Genomic DNA, 21,257 nt, shown 5'->3' with positions numbered 1-21,257 from the left:
GAATAACAATATGGCTTTTAATGATCACCCAACGATTTGCGAATATTGCGGCGGAGAGCAAGATGGAAAGATCATAGAGAATGCAGAAACGCTTTGTAAGCGATGCAAAAAATGTCGGTACAGGCGCAAATGTAAGAGTAAATCCCATTCAAACTCTCATTCAGGTAAGCCTCCAGAACCTTGCCATGGCATAACTGGTCCTAAGGGAGCAACTGGTGCCACGGGACCAACTGGTCCTAAGGGGCCTACAGGAGCAACTGGCCCTAAGGGAGAATGTCATTGTAAGCATTGCCATCCATGCAAACATTCCGAATGCCATCCATGGGAAGATTCCCATTCTTGTGGACATTTTGAATGTCATTCATGGGAAGATTCCGAATGCGATACATGGGAAGATTCCCATTCATGTGAACATTCCGAATGTGATTCATGCAAGCATATTAAATGTTGCTGTGTAACTGGCGCTACTGGCGCTACTGGCGCTACTGGACCTACTGGTACTACTGGAGCTACTGGTGCTACGGGAGCTACTGGCGCTACGGGCGCTACTGGACCTACTGGATCTACTGGCGCTACGGGTCCTAGTGGACCTAGTGGACCTACTGGGCCTAGTGGCGCTACGGGCGCTACTGGACCTACTGGCGCTACTGGACCTACCGGACCTACCGGACCTACTGGACCTACCGGCGACACCGGCGACACTGGTGATACTGGTGCTACGGGAGCCACTGGTGCTACGGGTGCTACGGGAGCTACCGGGGCCACTGGAGCTACGGGAGCTACCGGAGCCACTGGACCTACCGGAGCCACTGGACCTACCGGAGCTACCGGAGCCACTGGACCTACCGGACCTACTGGACCTACTGGACCTACTGGCGCTACTGGCGCTACGGGCGCTACGGGAGCTACTGGCGCTACGGGTACCTGTGAATGCAATGAAGTAGCCTGTGCGTGTGAAGCGCAGATGGTAAATATTATACAGCAAATCATAGCAGCCTTCCCAACCTCAAACATTACCGTAAACTTCAATAATGGTGGTACAGCATCTGGAAGACCATTTGCAATCGTTAATAATGGTGTATTTGAATTAACAAATGGAGCCGGAGCCATTACCGATAGAATCAATATCTGTTCAATAGCCTTTATTAGTCTAACTGGTGAGGACACTTTTACCGGCTTCACCTTCTTACCACCACCTTCACCTCTTCCAACAGATTGCGCAGCACAATGCGAACAGGCGGTAAGAATTGTCCTACAATCCTTTGTAGGCGGCGCTAATGTAAATGTCAGGGCAGGTGGTTCCTCAACTGGTAGTAAGTCTGTCACAAGTACTGCATTTGGAGTTGCGATATTAGGTAATAATACTGCTGTATCAACATGTGCCGTAGAAAATATAACCTAATATCGTGTCTTATGGGAAGTATTATGCATTGTTTCTCTAGGTGCGATTAGATGCTTGGCGATTAATCTTCTCCTAGATTGTAGGGCAAACTATTTCAAGAGAGGATGAGTCAAAGGGAAACCTTTGACTCAACTTTTCCTGTAACGAACCTCTCATCCTCTAAAACTTTGAATGTCTCAAAATATACCTTTCAAACAATTTTGATCCGTAAATATCCATGCATATTCGTTCTTATTTTTTGATTCTTTGATCTCTGTATTTTTAGGTATCGAATTGGATTGCAATCATCATAACATAATTACATTTTCTCTACGTAAACAGCACACCATTATCATCATTCACATAGGATAGTATGGAAGTAAATTTAAAAAAGGTGGCGAATAATGATATGGCTTTCAATGATTATCCTACGACTTGCGAGTACTGTGGTCGTGTGCTTAATAGCAACATAGAGACTGCAGAAACGCTTCGTAGCTGTTGTAAAAAGTGTCAATCTATGCACAAATGTAAGAGTCACTCCCATTCAGAATGCCATCCGTGCAAACATAATCAATGTTGCCAATGTGCTACTGGAGCTACGGGACCTACTGGATCTACGGGGGCCACGGGAGCTACGGGGTCTACTGGATCTACGGGGGCCACGGGAGCTACGGGCACCACTGGCGCTACGGGGCCTACGGGGGCTACCGGGCCTTCTGGTGGGGCTCCTGGGCCTACTGGACCTACTGGACCTACTGGCAATACCGGACCTACCGGTAATACTGGACCTACCGGTAATACTGGACCTACCGGTAATACCGGACCTACTGGCAATACCGGACCTACTGGCAATACCGGACCTACTGGCAATACCGGATCTACTGGCAATACCGGACCTACTGGCAATACCGGACCTACTGGCAATACCGGACCTACCGGACCTACCGGATCTACCGGAGCCACTGGTGATACAGGCGATACTGGAGCTACGGGAGCCACGGGAGCCACGGGAGCCACGGGCGCCACGGGAGCTACGGGAGCCACGGGAGCCACGGGCGCTACGGGAGCTACGGGAGCTACGGGAGCTACGGGTGCTACGGGCGACACTGGCGACACGGGTGACACAGGCGCTACAGGAGCCACGGGCGCCACGGGAGCCACGGGAGCTACGGGACCTACGGGCGACACGGGCGACACGGGTGACACAGGCGCTACAGGAGCCACGGGAGCCACGGGCGCTACGGGAGCTACGGGAGCTACGGGAGCTACGGGTGCTACGGGCGACACTGGCGACACGGGTGACACAGGCGCTACAGGAGCCACGGGCGCCACGGGAGCCACGGGAGCTACTGGACCTACGGGCGACACGGGCGACACGGGTGACACAGGCGCTACAGGAGCCACGGGCGCCACGGGAGCCACGGGAGCCACGGGAGCCACGGGAGCCACGGGCGACACGGGCGACACGGGCGATACTGGCGCTACGGGAGCCACTGGCGCTACGGGCGCTACGGGAGCTACTGGCGCTACGGGAGCCACTGGCGCTACGGGCGCTACGGGAGCCACTGGCGCTACGGGCAATACTGGACCTACTGGACCTACCGGAAATACTGGACCTACTGGCGATACGGGTGACACGGGCGCTACTGGACCTACCGGACCTACTGGACCTACCGGACCTACCGGCCCTACCGGCCCTACCGGCGATACGGGTGACACCGGCGCTACGGGTTCTACAGGTGCTACGGGAGCCACGGGGCCTACCGGACCTACCGGTGGTACGGGACCTACTGGCGATACGGGCGATACTGGTGCTACCGGGCCAACCGGTTCTACGGGAGCTACAGGAGCCACGGGGCCTACCGGACCTACCGGTGGTACGGGACCTACGGGGGCTACTGGCGATACCGGCGCTACGGGACCTACGGGTTCCACAGGAGCTACGGGTGCCACTGGACCTACCGGACCTACGGGCGGTACGGGACCTACGGGGGCTACTGGCGATACTGGTGCTACCGGACCAACCGGTTCTACGGGAGCTACAGGAGCCACGGGGCCTACCGGACCTACCGGTGGTACGGGACCTACGGGGGCTACTGGCGATACCGGCGCTACGGGGCCTACTGGCTCAACAGGAGCTACTGGAGCTACAGGATCCACTGGACCTACCGGACCTACTGGCCCTACTGGACCAGGAGGAAGTACGATCTATTTAGGTTCAGATCAATCAGTTAGCAATAATGATTTCCTTGGACTAGGTACCTCATCTTCGTCGTTTGTACGAAATACCCTAGTCATACCACAGGGCACAACGATTACAGGCTTAGCTTTTAGTATCCGTGACAATGCTTTAGGCGCACTTGCTACAGCATCGGCTGAAATATTTCTAAGCACAGATTGCGGTGTTACGTCTACAGCCACAGGTATCATAGCAACGATAACCGGACCAAATCCGCCAAATTGTTTTGCATTTACCGCCTCTAGTCTCAGCGCTGCCCTAGGTAATCTAATATCAGTAAGGGTTACTACTGGTGGCGGAGCTCTTGCGGGTGGTGCAGCAGCCACTATCCTATTTTCTGTCCCATAATGAAGGGAAATCGGATCTTTATTTAATATTGATTATAGGGCAACTTTCAAGAAAGGATGAGTCAAAGGGAAACCTTTGACTCATCTTTTCCTTTAATGCATCATTACATAATCACACTTTTTTTCTACATAAACAGCACACCATTATCGCCATTCACATAGGATAGTATGGAAGCAAATTTTTAAAAGGTGGCGAATAACGCTATGGCTTTCAATGATTACCCTACGACTTGCAAGTACTGTGGTCGCGAGTATAATAGTAACGATATAGAGACTGCAGAAACGCTGCGTAGCTGTTGCAAAAAGTGTCAACTCGTACACAACTGTAAGAGTCACCCCCATTCATGCAAACATATTGATTGTTGCCAAGGTGCTACTGGAGCTACCGGACCAACAGGCACCACTGGCACGACGGGAGCTACCGGGCCTACTGGCACGACAGGTTCTACTGGCGCAACAGGCACCACTGGCGCTACTGGGCCAACAGGAACCACGGGACCTGCTGGTGGACCTCCTGGACCTACCGGCAATACTGGACCTACCGGCAATACCGGACCTACTGGTAATACGGGATCTACCGGAAATACTGGACCTACTGGCAATACTGGACCTACTGGCAATACTGGATCTACTGGCAATACCGGATCCACTGGCAATACCGGGCCTACTGGCAATACCGGGCCTACTGGCAATACTGGACCTACCGGTAATACCGGACCTACCGGTAATACCGGACCTACCGGAAATACTGGACCTACCGGTAATACTGGTGATATAGGACCTACTGGTGCTACTGGAGCTACCGGCAATACTGGACCTACTGGCAATACCGGGCCTACTGGCAATACTGGACCTACTGGTAATACCGGACCTACTGGTAATACCGGACCTACTGGCAATACCGGACCTACTGGTAATACCGGACCTACTGGCAATATAGGACCTACTGGTAATACTGGACCTACTGGCAATACTGGACCTACCGGTAATACTGGACCTACCGGCAATACCGGACCTACTGGCAATACTGGACCTACTGGCAATACTGGACCTACCGGTAATACTGGACCTACCGGTAATACTGGACCTACCGGTAATACTGGACCTACCGGTAATACTGGACCTACCGGTAATACTGGTGATATAGGAGCTACTGGAGCTACTGGAGCTACTGGCGCTACTGGCGCTACCGGAAATACTGGGCCTACTGGAAATACTGGACCTACTGGCGATCTTGGAGATACGGGCTCGACGGGACCTACTGGTTCAACAGGAGCTACGGGTGCCACGGGACCTACTGGACCTACGGGAGGTACAGGACCTACTGGTGATATTGGCGACGCAGGGGCTACGGGACCTACTGGCTCCACAGGAGCTACGGGTGCCACGGGACCTACTGGGCCCACTGGCGGTACAGGACCTACTGGCGATATTGGCGATATTGGCGCTACTGGACCCACGGGTTCTACTGGTGCTACGGGAGTCACTGGCCCCACCGGACCTACTGGACCTACGGGATCTACTGGCGATATTGGCAATACTGGCGCTACGGGGCCTACTGGCTCCACGGGAGCTACGGGTGCCACTGGACCTACTGGACCTACTGGCGGTACGGGACCTACTGGCGATGTAGGTGATACGGGTGCTACAGGGCCCACGGGAGCTACGGGAGCCGCAGGAACTGCTGGCGCTACAGGAGCTACCGGGCCACAAGGATTATCAGCATATGCCTATATTTATAATCTAGCTGCTCAAGTTGTAGCGTTAGAAGCAGATGTGACTTTTAGTACTAACGGTGTCATTGTAGGCGGCATTACCCATGCACCAGGAACAGCTTCAATTACCCTTACAACTGCTGGCGATTATGAAATATCCTTCCTGGTGGCAGGTGTGGAGCCAAATCAATTTACACTCTTTCAAAATGGTGCTCCTGTTGCTGGTAGCACCTACGGATCTGGAGCTGGCACTCAGCCTAATCCAGGTACAGTAATTATCACTGCTGCTGCAGGTGATGTACTAACTGTGCGAAATCACACGAGTGCAGCAGCTGTTACCTTGCAAACCTTAGCAGGAGGAACGCAAACGAATACCAATGCCTCTATTAAAATTGAAAAAATAAGTAGTTAGACCATGGCTATCTCCTTAGGGGCACCCTTCCGTCTATATGGAATGGGTGCCTATTCTCTTTTAACAACATAACAACACAGCAATTATCTCATTGACATAAGAACACTTTTTTTGTATTTCGCATAATATACATTGGTAAAGTACTTCTCAATCAGTCAGTTTTTCGTGATGCATAAATATTTTGGAGGTGTACCATTTTTATGACTAATCCTGAATTTGATACCTTGTTCCGCGCAGATGGCGCTACTGGTCCAAGTGGCCCTACAGGTCCTACTGGGGCTACTGGTCCTACTGGCCCAACTGGTGCTACTGGACGTACTGGCGCGACTGGCTCAACAGGAGCTACTGGTCCAACTGGTTCTACTGGCATTACTGGTCCTACTGGTTCCATTGGTCCAACTGGTGCTACTGGACGTACTGGCGCGACTGGCCCTGCTGGCAATATTGGGCCAACTGGTACTACTGGTCTTACTGGAGATACTGGTCCTATAGGTCCTACTGGTGCCACCGGACGTACTGGTGCTACTGGCATTACTGGCGCAACTGGTCCTACTGGTTCTACTGGCATTACTGGTCCTACTGGTTCCATTGGCCCTACTGGTCCTACTGGACGTACCGGCGCGACTGGCGCTACTGAAATTGGTCCTACTGGCACTACTGGAATTACTGGTCCTACTGGTTCCATTGGTCCAACTGGCGCTACTGGACGCACTGGTGCTACCGGTACTACTGGTGCAACTGGCCCTACGGGCTCAACTGGTCCTACTGGAGATACTGGTTCCATTGGCCCCACTGGTGCGACTGGACGTACTGGTGCTACTGGACCCACTGGTTCTGCTGGCGTAGCTGGTGCTACTGGCCCTACCGGTCCTAGTGGAGCTACTGGTGCTACTGGGTTAGCTGGCGCTACTGGCCCTACTGGCGCTACTGGTGCCACAGGGGCAACAGGCGCAACAGGCGCTACTGGTACTACTGGAGCCATTGGACCCACTGGATCTATTGGACCGACTGGTGCGACTGGGGCTACTGGTGATATTGGTGATACTGGTCCTACAGGTGCTACTGGCGCTACTGGACCAACCGGCACTACTGGACTTACTGGAGATACTGGACCTACTGGCGCGATTGGTGATACTGGTGCTACTGGCGCTACTGGGGCTACCGGCGCTACAGGACCCACTGGACCGATCGGACCTACTGGAGGTACTGGGGCTACTGGTGATATTGGCGATACTGGTGCTACGGGACCTACTGGCTCAACTGGAGCTACTGGAGTTACTGGACCTACTGGACCTACTGGTGGTACTGGACCTACTGGGGCAATTGGCGACACTGGTGCTACGGGACCTACCGGCGCTACTGGTGCTACTGGAGCTACCGGAGCTACTGGTGCTACTGGTGCTACTGGTGCTGGCTTAGCTGCATTCGGCTACGTGTATGAACTTGCCACAATTGCTGATGCAACAGTTGTTGGTGGAGCAGATGTTCCGTTTTCTAATAACGGTCCTTTAACTAATATATCTCATACAGCAGGTACTACTACTATAACCGTAGCTACTGCAGGCGTATATCAAATTGATTATGGTATTAATATAACTGCTGGTATAGGATCTCAAATAGCAATTGCTGTAAATGGTACTGTTAATCCATCTACTCCTATCTCTGCACTTGTTGCTGTTGGTGAAATATCAGGCCATGCAATGCTGAGCCTTGCTGCTGGTGACGTAATTACTCTACGCAACAACTCAGCCATAGCTCTTACTTTGACCTTAGCTCCTTCAGTTGGTGCACAATTAACTATTATAAAGTTGAATTAACTTCGACAACTGACCTTCTGCTGTAATGCAGAAGGTCTTCTTTCATAAGCACTACAACGAATATTACTCAAGGAAGGTGTGTAAAAATCAATTTTAAAGTGAAAAATGAAATTAATCATAAGCAATCGGGCCATGACTTAGTCACGGCCTGATTGCTTATGTAGAACTTACCTTGATAAATTATGTAGCGATGATTTCATCCTAGCTAGCAAAATGATCTTAATGAAACCAGAATTTCTGCAGTCATTTGGATTACATAATCACACTTTCTACATAGTCATCATATTATACATTGTTGATAGATGATTCAGTATACAGGTTTAAAATGTATACAATAACATGGAGGTGTAATGTTTTTATGGAAGGTTCTGAATTAGATTATAAACAAGCGCTGCTTCTTCGTGCAGATGGCGCTACTGGCCCAACTGGGCCTACCGGTCCAACTGGTCCCACAGGGGCGACTGGAGCTACGGGCCGTACAGGATCTACGGGAGCTACAGGTGCCACGGGTGCTACGGGCGCTACGGGTGATACTGGTCCCATTGGTCCTACTGGTGCTACAGGTCGTACTGGTGCTACAGGACCAATTGGGGTTACTGGCCCTGCTGGTGCTACTGGAGTGCAAGGTCCTACAGGTGCTACGGGTGCTACGGGTGCTACGGGACGTACTGGCGCTACCGGCACAACGGGAGGCACTGGCCCCACTGGTGCTACCGGTCTTACTGGCGATAGTGGACCTATAGGTCCAACAGGTCCTACGGGGCGTACTGGCGCAACAGGACCTACTGGCTTTACTGGACCTACTGGAACCACTGGTGCTACTGGTGCTACCGGCATCGGTGTTACTGGCGCTACTGGCCCTACTGGTGCTACCGGAGCAGGCGTTACTGGCGCAACAGGCGCTACTGGCCCGGCAATTACTGGCGCTACTGGACCTACGGGTGCAGTTGGTGATACTGGTGCCACTGGGCCTACTGGCACAACGGGCGCTACAGGGCCTACCGGTTCTACAGGCCCTTCTGGCATTACTGGCCCTATTGGAGATACCGGCCCTACTGGCTCTACTGGCCCAACTGGTATAGGAGCAACGGGAGCAACAGGAGCAACGGGTAGCACTGGCCCAACTGGTGACATTGGTGATACGGGTGCCACTGGACCAACTGGTTCTACAGGCGCTACAGGACCTACTGGACCTACGGGAGGCACTGGAGCAGTTGGAGCTACTGGTGACACAGGAGCTACAGGCGCTACAGGGGCTACTGGAACTACTGGTGCAACGGGAGCTACTGGTACAACGGGAATTACAGGTGCTACGGGCGCTACCGGCACAACCGGCGCTACGGGACCTACCGGATTTACTGGCGCTACGGGGCCTACTGGCAACACGGGTGCGGTTGGAGCTACTGGGGCTACTGGCGCTACTGGTGATGTTGGCGATGCAGGGGCCACCGGTGCTACTGGAGCTACTGGAGCTACTGGTTCTACTGGAGCTACGGGCGCTACTGGAGCTACTGGTGACATTGGCGATACAGGTCCTACTGGACCTACTGGAGATACTGGTGTTACGGGACCTACGGGACCTACTGGGGCAACAGGTGCTACGGGTGCTACTGGCGATATTGGCGATACGGGTGCTACTGGCCCAACGGGATCTACGGGCGCTACGGGTGCTACTGGCCCAACAGGTGCTACAGGCGCTACCGGACCAACGGGAGCTACGGGAGATACTGGTGCCACAGGTACTGGAAGTACCTTAGCATTCACACAAGCAACAACCGGAACTGCTCTTCCTCTCACTACAGAAACATCTGTTCTCTCCCTCGGAGTAACTACTACTGCTGGCCAAACATTAAAATTAGATTCTATGGCTGAAGTTGAAATTACAACAGGAACTGCCAGCCCAAATCAATATACGATCACCTATAGCCTCTTTTTAGACGGAACTGCTATTTCTACGGTCACGGCTGAAAAGGAACAGGATAATATAGCAACAACAACCCGTTTACTAAGTGAAATCCCTAATATGACTTGGATCGATACACCTGCTGCTGGCACTCACACTTACGAAATTCGTATTACCGTTACTGGCACAAATATTGTAAGTGCTACAGCGTTAACTAGAGCTCTCAATGCTGTCATCTTTGGATAAATCATGATATAAATCCTTATATCTCCTATGGTCTACACCAGCTTGGTCATACTAGAAAAAAACATTGACAGAGATCGATATATTTCAATCTCTGTCAATGTTTTTCATTTTATATAGTTTTTTCACTTTTTCTAATTCTAATATTACACTTAACTAGGCTATTCAATTGCATTATAATCCTTTCCTATTCCTTTTTCTCCTTTTATTTTTATCTCCTTCGTTTCGTAGCGTCTGCACCATATCTATCTCACAAGCTTCCGCTTCAATAATTGTCTGTTTCATTTCCTTGGACTGCCACCTTTGAGACAAAGTTGCTAAATCGCTTTTTACGATTGCAATCTCTTTGAAAAAAAATTTACCTTGCTTTTGAACTTCTGCACCTTGTTTTCTTATTTCTTCTAAAATCTGTTGAAAATGCTGCATACTTTCAATCAACTGTCTTTGACAACTCTCTATTTTTTTGTCTTGGTCCGCTGCAAATGATTTTTCTTGTACAGTATAATATTCCTGAGACTGTTGCAATGAGTTTAACTGCTCTTTCAGCAATTTTACTTCCTCTTGTATCACATGATCCTGATATTGTAATTGCTCTACTATAAATTCGAAATAGGTAGTAAACTCCCCTGTAATGCTCTGACGCATTTCCCACATTTCTGCTAGGAAATTAGTCTCTTGATCGATTAATTTCTTTTGCCATTCGGTTTCCAAAAGTCGTATTTTTTCCTCCTGCTTGCCTTGTATCTGAATAATAGTTGTAAGCTCATTCTTAATGAATGAAAGCTCTTGATTCACCATTATTTCCATCATCTTACTTTGTTCTACCGGACTATCACATACAGTAAGATTCTCAGCAACCTCATTATTTACCTCCCTTTTAATGATTGGTTGAATTTCTAGTGTACTTTTTTCTAATAATTCCATTTTTCCGGTCCGTAGAGCCCACTTAATTTGTTCTATGGTAAAAGGTTGTATAAAATCACCATTTTTTCCAATCACAAGTCCAACTCCCTCCGTGGCTTTCTTTTCACCGAACTCCATACACACACTTGGGGTGAGGTTCAATAATGTACTTTAATATATGTAACAATCCCAATTTTAGTGAGGCCATAAATAAAATGCCTCAAAACAGCAAAGCCACTGTTTTGAGGCGTTTATTATAAAACGTTATTATTCTCGTATCTGTCCATTTCCACAAATCGTATATTTACTGCTAGTAAGTTCTGCCAATCCCATAGGACCTCGGGCATGCAGTTTTTGGGTACTAATACCAATTTCAGCACCAAAGCCGAATTCAAACCCATCTGTAAAACGAGTAGAGGCATTCACATAAACTGCTGCTGCATCTACTTCATGCTGAAAACGCTTTGCATTATTAGAATCTTGCGTAACAATTGCTTCTGAATGACGAGTACTATACTCTGCAATATGTTCAAGTGCCTCATCCAGATCTGCTACTACTTTTATTGATAAAACAAAGTCTGAGTACTCTGTAGCCCAGTCTTGTATGCTAGCTGGTTTAACAGCGGAATGATACTTCTCAGTTAAAGGACAACCTCTAAGCTCTACACCAGCTTGCTGATAAACGCTAAGCATCCTTGGCAAAAACTGATCTGCCACTTTTTTGTGTACCAAAAGGGTTTCCATCGAATTACAAACTCCAGGTCTTGATACCTTAGCATTATAGGCAATAGCCTGTGCCATAGTAAGATCAGCCGATTCATCTACAAAAGTATGACAGATACCTGTACCCGTTTCAATAACAGGCACTGTGCTATTTTCAACCACTGTTTTAATTAGGCCCGCCCCACCGCGAGGAATAATTACATCAAGGTATTGATTAAGTTTTAGCATATCATTTACAGCTTGCCGATCGGTAGTTTCAATTAACTGAAAAGCTCCTATTGGAATTCCAGCATCATAGGCGCCTTGAGCAATAACTTTAATGATCGCAGTATTAGAGTGAATTGCCTCAGACCCTCCTCGTAGAATTACAGCATTTCCAGTCTTTAAACAAAGTCCTGCTGCATCAACTGTCACATTAGGACGTGCTTCATAGATAATACCAATTACACCTAGAGGAACTCGGACCTTAGTAATTTCTAGACCATTAGGCCTATAATTTGTACTAAGAACTTCACCGATTGGATCGGGCAATTCAGCAATTTGCCTTAAGCCATCCGCCATGCTTTGAATTCTACTTTGGGTTAGCAATAAACGATCTAGTAAGGATTCGGACAAACCCTTTTCTTTACCATTCTCTATATCTATCACATTAGCGGCTAAAATGGTTTCCCATTGTCCCTCTAGAGCATCTGCCATACTAACAAGGGCCTGATTTTTAACCGTAGTGGATAGGGTAGCAAGTTTTCTCGCTGCCTGTTTGGCACTCTTACCTTTAACTTCTAGTTCTGATAGATGTCCCATATAAACCTCTCCTCTTTATACTAGCAATACCATGTTGTCTCTATGGATCACCTCATCATATGGTTTTGATCCTAATATAGAAACAATCTCATTCGTGTGAGCTCCCATAATTTTTCTAGTATCCGCTCCATTATAATTGGCAATGCCTCTAGCAATTTCCCGCCCTTCCATAGTGACTACACTAATGGTATTACCATGTTCAAAGTCTCCCCTGACTAAAGTAACGCCAGCGGCTAATAAGCTAGATCCTCCTGATAGTAGTGCCTGTTCACAGCCTTTATCTATCGTTAGTATTCCTTGGGTACGAGCACCAAAGGCTAGCCACTTTTTACGTATTTGTAAGCGATTTTCTTTTGATAGAAAAATCGTCCCCACATTTTTACCACTTAACACCTCTCGCAAAATACCGTCTTGTAGACCAGAGGCAATGACCATCGTTACACCTGAATTAACAGCAATTTTCCCGGCTTGTATTTTCGTATACATACCGCCTGTCCCCCTTAGCGTACCAGCTCCACCAGCCAAAGCTTCAATCTCTGGTGTAATATCTGTTATTTCTCCAATTAACTGTGCATCAGGGTTATTTTGTGGATTATCTGTGTATACTCCTTCAATATCTGATAAGATAATTAATACATCCGCATCAACAATACTAGCTACCATGGCGGACAAGGTATCATTGTCGCCAATCTTTAATTCATCGATCGCAACAGCATCATTTTCATTGATTACGGGGATGACACCCATTTTGAGTAAGGTTAATAAGGTATTACGACAATTGGTATAACGAGTTCTTTTTACTGAATCTTCACGAGTTAACAGTACTTGTGCTACCACTTGTCCGCATTCACCAAATAATTTTTCATAAGTATGCATCAGCCTGCCCTGACCAACAGCTGCTGCAGCTTGTTTTTCTGGTATGGTTTTAGGTCGTTCTTTCAGCCCCAGAACGTCCATGCCAGCACCAACTGCCCCGGAGGTAACCAAAATGATTTCCTTACCTTGGTTGGCCAAATCAGCTAACTCTCGTACCAGTTTTTCAATACGCCACAAGTTTAGTTTACCAGTGTTATGTGTTAACGTACTGGTTCCTACTTTTACAACTACCCGTTTGGCTTTAGCCAAATTTTCTCTGGTAAACATTCCGCTCCCACCTATATTACAAATTTGACACTAAGCACGAAGGGACACAAAGGGAGTTATCATCCTTTTGTGTCCCTTTTATCTCATAGTTAAGGTAATTCGATTTTATTACTTTTTTGTGGATTGCGGTTGCGCTTATATAAAAGTCCATTACGTCCAATAACTTGTACTAATTCAGCACCAATTCCTTGTGCCAATTCCGCAATGATGTCTTTCGGTTCTTCACTGCAATTTTGCAATACACGTACTTTGATTAATTCCCTGGCAATTACCGCATCTTTTGCACTATCAAGCAGGGTTGCTGATATTCCTGTCTTGCCAATTTGTACAACAGGATCCATAGTGCTTCCCAGCGAACGCAAATAACGCTTTTGTTTTCCTGTTAATTCTGTAATTTCTTCCACTTATATTTCCCCTTATGTTCTAAATTCAAATTCCATTTCGCCAATACGTACCGTATCGCCTTCATTAACACCTTTTTCTTTTAACGCTGCTTCAATACCTATGCGCTTAAAGAGTTGTTGAAAACGGCGTACGCCCTCATCATTATCAAAATTAGTCATTGCCACTAACCTTTCAATTCCTCTGCCACGAATTAAAAATGCACCGTCTTCATCACGGCCTATCGTAAAGTCTTCTTGTGGTTTCGCTTCATAGACAATTGTTTCCGTCGTTTCTTCTGGTATTTCTACATGTTCTAATAATAATTTCGCAGTCCGCTGCATGAGTTCTGGTAATCCTTCACCAGTAGCCGCGGAAACAGGGTAAATTTCATGACCGAGATTTTTCATGTATTCGGCTACCCTTGGGTAATTCTCCTGGGCTTCCGCTAAATCCATTTTATTAGCAACAATCAGCTGGGGACGAGTGGATAAACGCTCATTATATAATTTCAGTTCATTATTTATCTTGTTATAATCTTCTATGGGATCACGACCTTCTATGCCAGATACATCTAGTACATGAAGAATCACTTTCGTACGCTCAATATGGCGAAGGAAATCATGTCCTAGGCCAATTCCTTCATTTGCCCCCTCAATTAATCCTGGAATATCAGCCATTACAAAACTATGTCCTTCATCAAGACTGACTACACCAAGCACGGGAGTCAATGTGGTAAAGTGATATGCTGCTACTTCCGGCCTCGCTGCAGATACAACGGAAATAATGCTAGACTTTCCTACACTAGGATACCCTACTAAACCAACATCAGCTAGTAGCTTAAGTTCCAACTGCAGTATCCGCCCGGCACCAGGTGCACCATTTTCAGAAAAAGTTGGTGCCCGGTTAACACTATTTACAAATCTAGCGTTACCACGACCACCACGACCACCCTTAACAATGATTGCTTGTTGACCTACTTTCGTCAAATCTGCTACTACTTCTCCTGTTTCAGCATCCTTGACTAAAGTACCTGGTGGCACTTTGATATAGGTAGGCTCCGCATGCTGTCCATGCATATTCTTTGTTTGTCCATTTACTCCATTAGCGGCAACGAATTTACGTTTATAACGAAAATCGATCAACGTATTGGTATTAGCATCTACAATTAATATGATATCGCCTCCACGGCCCCCGTCACCACCACTGGGTCCACCTTTGGGAACAAACTTTTCTCGACGCCAGCTAGACATACCATTACCGCCGTTACCAGATATCACTTCAATTTTTGCTCTATCAATAAACATCTTTTCAAACCCCTTTAGGTATATACCTATCTATAATTCATTACTATCAGTAATATATGTCATTATGTAACAATTTACACGCCAACTATCTTCTTTTCCATAAAGATTTAGAAGCATTAATAAGATTCACTTATTAAAAACCTCTATAGAATGATCAATAGTTTATCGGCGCTTTCGTAGACCTTGTCCACTTCAAAACAGTTATGTACCTTTAGCCTATCCCTTATGCAGGCAACCACATTGCTCTTCATAAGCCTTTAGCGTATCCGATACGAGCCCAGGATCTTTCGCTAACTCTTCAATATAAAGAAGTGCCTTTTCCCCGCGCCCCATCTGTAACATGGCATGAATTACTTGCAAATGGTTGACAAAATCATGCCGTTGCTTTTTTAATAAGGTAACAATTTCTTCACACACTTCATGCTTCTCCATTTTTATCATCCCTTCTACCATAAGGCCAAACCGAATATGATCCCTATAATTATACAACAATTCTGTGTGCTTTTATATGTTTTTTTATCGAATACTGTTTAAAACAACTGCTTTGAAGTAGACAATTCTAAAAAAATAATACCTGCGGCTGATTAAGCCGCAGGTGTATATTAGATAGCTTCTTCCGTTGCATATACGCTTACTTGGCGGTCATTACGGCCTTTACGTTCAAAAGCCACACGTCCAGCAATTTTCGCATATAAGGTATCATCCTTACCAATGCCAACATTTTGACCGGTGTGGAAATGAGTACCTCTCTGACGAACCAAAATGCTGCCAGCAGTTACTACTTCACCTGCGTGACGCTTAACGCCAAGGCGTTTAGACTCACTGTCACGACCGTTACGAGTACTACCTACACCTTTTTTATGAGCAAATAGCTGTAAATTAAAATTAAACATCTGTACTTCACCTCCTGTGTTCAGAAATACGAACACTTTGCGGATTTATTTTTGCAATTTCGGTTAACCCGATTAGCATAGTTTCCAACACAGCATCCGTTAATGGATCCGGATTATCTAATAAACACATCTTTAAATTACCACTGGCAATTTCAAGATGTATCTTGGTTCCTAGGTGACGATCCAATCCCAGCACAGCCGTTTGAGTCAATGCAGATATACCCGCGCATACTATATCTTGTCCGTGAGGACCTGTATTAGCATGTCCAGTAACGCTAAACTCAACCATACTCTGTTCTGAGTTTCGAACAATCTTTATCTTGATCATCTTATGCTTCGATCTTCTCGATCATAACCTTAGTGAACGGTTGACGATGACCTTGACGTCTACGGTAGTTAGATTTTGCTTTGTATTTGAAAACAAAAATCTTCTTGCCTTTACCTTGAGAAACTACTTTACCAGTTACTTTTGCACCAGCTACTAGAGGTTTACCAATTTCTACATTACCTTCTGTTACCAAAGTAAGTACACGGTCAAACTCAACAGCTTCGCCATCAGCAGCTTCAACTTTTTCAATGAAAACAACATCACCTTCAGAAACGCGATATTGCTTACCACCAGTTTCAATAATTGCGTACATTATTATATTACACCTCCCTCGTTCTAATACTCGCCGAGTACGGTATCGCTATAAGAGCGAATTTTGGAACCTCTTCGTGCGGTTTGGGACGTAAGCACAGTGGCCTACATTGAATGATAATAGCATATGAAGACAGCTTTGTCAATTACTTTCCAAGGTCACTCACCTTCATGTAGTAAAGAAAACATTTCTGGATGCATCTCTGCCAAAGATTCAATTCTGAGGGAACAGGCCAATTCTTGTTCCATACGAGGCAGCTCGCCTTGGCTTTTAATGATCTCAGCGACAAGAGGATGTACTTGGATGACAATACATCCTTGACGTCTAGACTGGCTCATAACATGGCGCATCTTACGCCATATATTAATCACTACCGTCTCTGGAGACTGCACTCTGCCACGTCCCTCACAACAAGGGCATTCGCTATAAAGTACACCTTCTACATTTTGCCGTGCCTTTTTCCTTGTAATCTCGACTAATCCTAATCCAGTAAAACCTAGCACATTTGTTTTCGTACGATCACGTTTAAATTTTTCTTCTAATGCTGCTACAACAGCTTGTTTTTGTTCTTCCTTATCCATATCAATAAAATCGACAATAATAATGCCACCAATGTCTCTGAGGCGAATTTGCCGAACAATTTCGCTGGCTGCTTCTAAATTGGTCTGAAAAACGGTATCCGATAAATTGGTAGATCCGACAAATTTACCTGTGTTTACATCAATTACAGTTAACGCTTCAGTTTTATCGATTACTATGTATCCGCCGCATTTAAGCCAAACAGAGCGCTGCCCAAGTTTATTTAATTCCTCATCAAGACCATAATGAGTGAAAATATCTTCTTTTCCCTGGTATAATCGAACCCTGCTTACTAGTTCTGGTGAAGCATACTTTAGCAAATCACAGACCCGCCCATAGGCTTCTTGATGGTCTAATATGAATTCTTCCACATCATCGGATAAATAGTCCCGTACAATACGGATCACCAAATCAACATCACGATATAATAAAATAGGCGCAGTAGCTCGTTTTCCTCTGGCAACCAATGCTTTCCACAAATTATAAAGATACTCAATATCTTTCTGCAAATCTTCTTCGCTCTTACCTTCAGACATGGTACGGACAATAACTCCCATACCTTCCGGCCGCACTTTCTCTACAATCTGCTTTAGCCGCACCCGCTCTTCTTCACTTACAATTCGCCTGGAAGTAGCAATGTAATCTACCGTCGGCATTAATACTACATAGCGTCCTGGCAGAGTCAAATGTGTTGTAGCCCGTGGTCCCTTTGTGCCAATTGCGTCTTTCACAATTTGAATCATAACATCTTTACCTACTGTTAAAGCACTATCAGCAATGGCCTGGGCAGCAACTTGAGGCAACGCATCGCCAATATACAAAAAAGCATTTTTTTCTCTACCAATATCAATAAAGGCTGCTTGCATCCCCGGCAATACATTTTTCGTTTTGCCCTTATAAATATTGCCAACATTATGACCGCTACGAGTTCGTTCTATCGAAACTTCAATAAACTCTTCATTTTCGAAAACAGCCATTCGCGTTTCTTCTGGTGTAATATTTACGATAATTTTTTTCGCCATTTACTTTCCTCCTTTCTTTCAATTTTAAAATCTAACTCCTACCGAATTTTGCCCCAACCCAACACACCTTTAGCATTCAATCGGAGATACTGTTCTTTTCTCATCACAAATATAAAGTCCAGTGCGATGAATTAATAGATTATCAATGTCTACAGGTAAGTCGAACATATCTACTAATGCTGCTACGACTTCACCTGGTTTAACGCTGCCAGTAGGTGTAATTTTTATATCAATCATCAAACGAACTGCTTTTTCTAAGATTATGATTTTGACGGCTTGCGCCATATACTGTTTAACTTCAATCTCCTTTCTTCCTTTAGGAGACTCGCGGGTATACGGAACTGTTTCTGCTTCATTAAACCAGCGGATGCTATCTTCAATAACCCCAATATCCTCCGCCAAGAGAGGCATCGTCACTTCATAAGTTGCTAAATTAACGATTGCCATTAAGGCGGGAACATTACCATACATATATCTGGCGCCCTTTATTTTAATCCCAGGTGGAAGGGACTGAGTTAAGCGAACTACCGCTTGGCTCAATTCTACTTCTTCTTTAAATTCAACATCAATATATTCGGCTTGACTTGTTACCCCTACCGCTAAAGCGGAGGCAAAAGATATTTTCATATGAGGATTAAAGCCTTCTGAATAAGCTGCCGGTAATTTAGCCCTGATAATCGCTCGCTCCATTGCACTAGCGTAATCAAGATGGGAAATATAGCGGATTTCTTCCCCTTTTGTAATCTCTAAACGTAATTTTGCCATTATGCTTTATTCCCCCAATCTAAAACCTCAACACCGAGTCCCGGACAAACACCGCAAGCACTACACTTTTCTCTCCGACAATCACAAGTCAGTTCTTCTTGTACCGCTTGCTGATACTCCCTCTGTAAAAAGTCTTTGGTAGCCCCTGAAGACAAATGATCCCATGGCATAACTTCCTCAAAGCTTCTTTCCCTTGTGGCATAGAAATAAGGATCCAGGTCAGAAGCCTTAAAAGCATCTATCCACACATCGTATTTAAAGTATTCAGACCAGCCATCAAATCTAGCACCATTTTGCCATGCCTTAAGTAATACTTGTCCCAGCCTTCTATCACCACGAGCAAAAGCTCCTTCTAAAAAGCTGGTACGGGCATCGTGCCAATTAAAGGTGATATTTCTGTCACGAAGTTTCGCCTTTAACAGTTGTTGTTTGCGTTCAAATTCAGACGCATGGTTCTGAGGAAACCATTGGAACGGAGTATGAGGTTTCGGAACAAAACATGAAACACTCACCGTTACCTTAGCACCCCTGCGTCCTGTAATTTTTTTATACAAATCAAGTACTTTATAAGCCAAATTCGCAATTTCAAGCACGTCTTCATCCGTTTCTGTCGGTAAACCCATCATAAAATATAGTTTTACAGTAGACCAACCAGCTTGAAAAGCAGCACTGACAGCATCTTCTAAGTTCTGCTCTGTTACACCTTTATTAATTACATCACGCATACGCTGGGAGCCAGCCTCAGGAGCAAAGGTTAAACCACTTTTACGTACCTGCTGCACCTTTTGTGCTAACTCAATAGAAAAGCTATCAATTCTAAGGGATGGCAACGAAACGCTCACACCCTGTTCTTTTAAATCGTCAACAAGAGATTGCACTAAGTCTGGCAAGCAGGAATAATCAGCAGAACTAAGAGAGGTGAGGGATATTTCATTATACCCTGTGCTATCGACCATTTCCTTCGCCATTTTTAAAAGAACCTCAGGGCGGCGTTCTCGTACTGGGCGATACAAAACACCGGCTTGGCAAAAACGACAGCCCCGTGTACAACCACGAAACAACTCTAGCATAATACGATCATGAACAATATCCAAAAAAGGGACAATTGGTCTAGTAGCATACTCTACAGTGTTTAAGTCTTTTACTACTCTCTTCGTGACAATTGCCGGTGCATCAGAGCAGTTAGGAACAATCTTAGCTACTGTACCGTCATTATGATAAGTCACATCATATAAGGAGGGAACATAGATGCCTTCAATTTTGGCTATTTTTTTTAACAGCCCTACCCTACCATCTGCTTTTCCTGATTGTTTCCAAGCTGAAACTGCCTCAATTAGGTCTTCCATGACTTCTTCGCCTTCCCCTAATATTAGACAATCAAAGAAATCCGCAACGGGTTCTGCGTTAAAGGTACAAGGTCCGCCTCCCACGATAATGGGCATCTTCTCATTACGCTCTGCTGTAAATAAAGGAATCCCGGCTAGATCAAGCATATTCAGTACATTGCTATAACTCATTTCATATTGTAAAGAAAAACCTACCACATCAAACTCACTGACTGGTTTTAAACTTTCTAATGTAAACAGTGGAATGTTCCGGGCTCTCATTTCCGACTCCATATCTACCCAAGGTGCATATACCCGTTCCGCTGCTGTATCTGTACGATTATTTAATATCTGATACAAAATTTTAAGCCCCAAATTAGACATACCTACTTCATATACATCTGGCAAAGACAAGGCCACTGTTACATTTACCTTATCGTGATCTTTTTTTATACTATTCCACTCATTCCCAGTATACCGAGCGGGTTTAATTACCCGATTTAACATGGCAGGATCTAAAGTTATCATAAATACTATTAACCTCCACAAATTTTGCTACGAAATTTATTATATAGTAAACCTATAAAGAAGCATTCCCCTTTTTAGGTTTTATATATTATATACTGCCCAAAAATATCCAACATTTAGTCAGATATCCTACCTAACGTTCTACATAATAAAAAAAAATCCTGCCAGAAACGATACATATTGCCAATA

At 45.8% G+C, this 21,257-nt stretch carries 17 protein-coding genes; 5 read left to right on the top strand and 12 right to left on the bottom strand.

What is annotated here, in order from left to right; genetic code table 11:
- Positions 1-10: 10 nt before the first annotated feature.
- The 5 genes from QSJ81_RS25740 to QSJ81_RS17240 all read left to right on the top strand — a co-directional run bounded on the left by QSJ81_RS25740 (position 11) and on the right by QSJ81_RS17240 (position 10,060).
- Complete coding sequence (locus QSJ81_RS25740; RefSeq protein WP_352230910.1) at positions 11-1,402, top strand: collagen-like triple helix repeat-containing protein; 1,392 nt, start codon at positions 11-13, stop codon at positions 1,400-1,402.
- Between the two features lie 388 nt (positions 1,403-1,790).
- Positions 1,791-3,968 carry a hypothetical protein gene (locus QSJ81_RS17255; protein WP_285718594.1) on the top strand — a complete coding sequence of 726 codons (2,178 nt, stop codon included), beginning with the start codon at positions 1,791-1,793 and terminating at the stop codon, positions 3,966-3,968.
- A gap of 203 nt (positions 3,969-4,171) precedes the next feature.
- Positions 4,172-6,094, top strand: a complete 1,923-nt coding sequence (locus QSJ81_RS17250) for a BclA C-terminal domain-containing protein (RefSeq protein ID WP_285718593.1) — start codon at positions 4,172-4,174, stop codon at positions 6,092-6,094.
- 200 nt (positions 6,095-6,294) lie between these two features.
- Entirely contained in the window at positions 6,295-7,911 is a 1,617-nt protein-coding gene (locus tag QSJ81_RS17245; RefSeq protein ID WP_285718592.1) for a BclA C-terminal domain-containing protein, read from the top strand.
- Between the two features lie 358 nt (positions 7,912-8,269).
- Positions 8,270-10,060, top strand: coding sequence for a hypothetical protein (locus tag QSJ81_RS17240; RefSeq protein ID WP_285718591.1), 1,791 nt, complete (start codon positions 8,270-8,272; stop codon positions 10,058-10,060).
- 171 nt (positions 10,061-10,231) lie between these two features.
- Here QSJ81_RS17240 and QSJ81_RS17235 read toward each other — a convergent pair whose 3' ends face one another.
- The 12 genes from QSJ81_RS17235 to QSJ81_RS17180 form a co-directional block, all read right to left on the bottom strand.
- A complete protein-coding gene (locus tag QSJ81_RS17235) occupies positions 10,232-11,056 on the bottom strand; it encodes a hypothetical protein (RefSeq protein WP_285718590.1) in 825 nt (274 codons plus the stop codon).
- Positions 11,057-11,227: 171 nt separating this feature from the next.
- On the bottom strand, positions 11,228-12,484 hold the full coding sequence (locus tag QSJ81_RS17230) for a glutamate-5-semialdehyde dehydrogenase (protein WP_285718589.1): 1,257 nt from the start codon (positions 12,482-12,484) through the stop codon (positions 11,228-11,230).
- Between the two features lie 15 nt (positions 12,485-12,499).
- Positions 12,500-13,627 (bottom strand): glutamate 5-kinase, encoded by a 1,128-nt coding sequence (proB, locus tag QSJ81_RS17225; RefSeq protein ID WP_285718588.1) that lies wholly within the window; start codon positions 13,625-13,627, stop codon positions 12,500-12,502.
- A gap of 89 nt (positions 13,628-13,716) precedes the next feature.
- Positions 13,717-14,031: a ribosome assembly RNA-binding protein YhbY gene (gene yhbY, locus QSJ81_RS17220; RefSeq protein WP_038671935.1), complete on the bottom strand. Its 315-nt coding sequence runs from the start codon at positions 14,029-14,031 to the stop codon at positions 13,717-13,719.
- Between the two features lie 12 nt (positions 14,032-14,043).
- A complete protein-coding gene (gene obgE / locus QSJ81_RS17215; protein WP_285718587.1) occupies positions 14,044-15,315 on the bottom strand; it encodes a GTPase ObgE in 1,272 nt (423 codons plus the stop codon).
- A gap of 216 nt (positions 15,316-15,531) precedes the next feature.
- The gene (locus QSJ81_RS17210) at positions 15,532-15,747 is read right to left on the bottom strand and encodes a Spo0B domain-containing protein (protein ID WP_285718586.1); all 216 of its coding nucleotides are present in this window, start codon (positions 15,745-15,747) and stop codon (positions 15,532-15,534) included.
- Positions 15,748-15,917: 170 nt separating this feature from the next.
- Positions 15,918-16,208 carry a 50S ribosomal protein L27 gene (gene rpmA / locus QSJ81_RS17205; protein ID WP_038671941.1) on the bottom strand — a complete coding sequence of 97 codons (291 nt, stop codon included), beginning with the start codon at positions 16,206-16,208 and terminating at the stop codon, positions 15,918-15,920.
- 7 nt (positions 16,209-16,215) lie between these two features.
- On the bottom strand, positions 16,216-16,536 hold the full coding sequence (locus tag QSJ81_RS17200) for a ribosomal-processing cysteine protease Prp (RefSeq protein ID WP_285718585.1): 321 nt from the start codon (positions 16,534-16,536) through the stop codon (positions 16,216-16,218).
- Between the two features lies 1 nt (position 16,537).
- Positions 16,538-16,849, bottom strand: coding sequence for a 50S ribosomal protein L21 (rplU, locus tag QSJ81_RS17195; protein ID WP_038671945.1), 312 nt, complete (start codon positions 16,847-16,849; stop codon positions 16,538-16,540).
- Positions 16,850-17,007: 158 nt separating this feature from the next.
- Positions 17,008-18,450 carry an Rne/Rng family ribonuclease gene (locus QSJ81_RS17190; RefSeq protein ID WP_285718584.1) on the bottom strand — a complete coding sequence of 481 codons (1,443 nt, stop codon included), beginning with the start codon at positions 18,448-18,450 and terminating at the stop codon, positions 17,008-17,010.
- A gap of 69 nt (positions 18,451-18,519) precedes the next feature.
- Entirely contained in the window at positions 18,520-19,215 is a 696-nt protein-coding gene (locus QSJ81_RS17185) for a TIGR03936 family radical SAM-associated protein (protein WP_285718583.1), read from the bottom strand.
- The gene (locus tag QSJ81_RS17180; RefSeq protein ID WP_285718582.1) at positions 19,215-21,068 is read right to left on the bottom strand and encodes a TIGR03960 family B12-binding radical SAM protein; all 1,854 of its coding nucleotides are present in this window, start codon (positions 21,066-21,068) and stop codon (positions 19,215-19,217) included. The genes QSJ81_RS17185 and QSJ81_RS17180 overlap by 1 nt, the downstream gene beginning before the upstream one ends.
- Positions 21,069-21,257: the final 189 nt, after the last annotated feature.

The sequence above is a fragment of the Pelosinus sp. IPA-1 genome (assembly GCF_030269905.1).
Classification (GTDB): Bacteria; Bacillota; Negativicutes; order DSM-13327; family DSM-13327; genus Pelosinus.
The sequence above is the reverse complement of the archived record's forward strand: the minus strand, read 5'-3'. Positions and strand labels throughout refer to the sequence as shown.

Excerpts from the sequence above, each read along its gene's own strand:
- QSJ81_RS25740 (WP_352230910.1), top strand. The coding sequence starts at position 11 with ATGGCTTTTAATGATCACCCAACGATTTGCGAATATTGCGGCGGAGAG.
- QSJ81_RS17255 (WP_285718594.1), top strand. The coding sequence starts at position 1,791 with ATGGCTTTCAATGATTATCCTACGACTTGCGAGTACTGTGGTCGTGTG.
- QSJ81_RS17250 (WP_285718593.1), top strand. The coding sequence starts at position 4,172 with ATGGCTTTCAATGATTACCCTACGACTTGCAAGTACTGTGGTCGCGAG.
- QSJ81_RS17245 (WP_285718592.1), top strand. The coding sequence starts at position 6,295 with ATGACTAATCCTGAATTTGATACCTTGTTCCGCGCAGATGGCGCTACT.
- QSJ81_RS17240 (WP_285718591.1), top strand. The coding sequence starts at position 8,270 with ATGGAAGGTTCTGAATTAGATTATAAACAAGCGCTGCTTCTTCGTGCA.
- QSJ81_RS17230 (WP_285718589.1), bottom strand. The coding sequence starts at position 12,484 with ATGGGACATCTATCAGAACTAGAAGTTAAAGGTAAGAGTGCCAAACAG.
- proB (WP_285718588.1), bottom strand. The coding sequence starts at position 13,627 with ATGTTTACCAGAGAAAATTTGGCTAAAGCCAAACGGGTAGTTGTAAAA.
- obgE (WP_285718587.1), bottom strand. The coding sequence starts at position 15,315 with ATGTTTATTGATAGAGCAAAAATTGAAGTGATATCTGGTAACGGCGGT.
- QSJ81_RS17210 (WP_285718586.1), bottom strand. The coding sequence starts at position 15,747 with ATGGAGAAGCATGAAGTGTGTGAAGAAATTGTTACCTTATTAAAAAAG.
- rpmA (WP_038671941.1), bottom strand. The coding sequence starts at position 16,208 with ATGTTTAATTTTAATTTACAGCTATTTGCTCATAAAAAAGGTGTAGGT.
- QSJ81_RS17200 (WP_285718585.1), bottom strand. The coding sequence starts at position 16,536 with ATGATCAAGATAAAGATTGTTCGAAACTCAGAACAGAGTATGGTTGAG.
- rplU (WP_038671945.1), bottom strand. The coding sequence starts at position 16,849 with ATGTACGCAATTATTGAAACTGGTGGTAAGCAATATCGCGTTTCTGAA.
- QSJ81_RS17190 (WP_285718584.1), bottom strand. The coding sequence starts at position 18,450 with ATGGCGAAAAAAATTATCGTAAATATTACACCAGAAGAAACGCGAATG.
- QSJ81_RS17185 (WP_285718583.1), bottom strand. The coding sequence starts at position 19,215 with ATGGCAAAATTACGTTTAGAGATTACAAAAGGGGAAGAAATCCGCTAT.
- QSJ81_RS17180 (WP_285718582.1), bottom strand. The coding sequence starts at position 21,068 with ATGATAACTTTAGATCCTGCCATGTTAAATCGGGTAATTAAACCCGCT.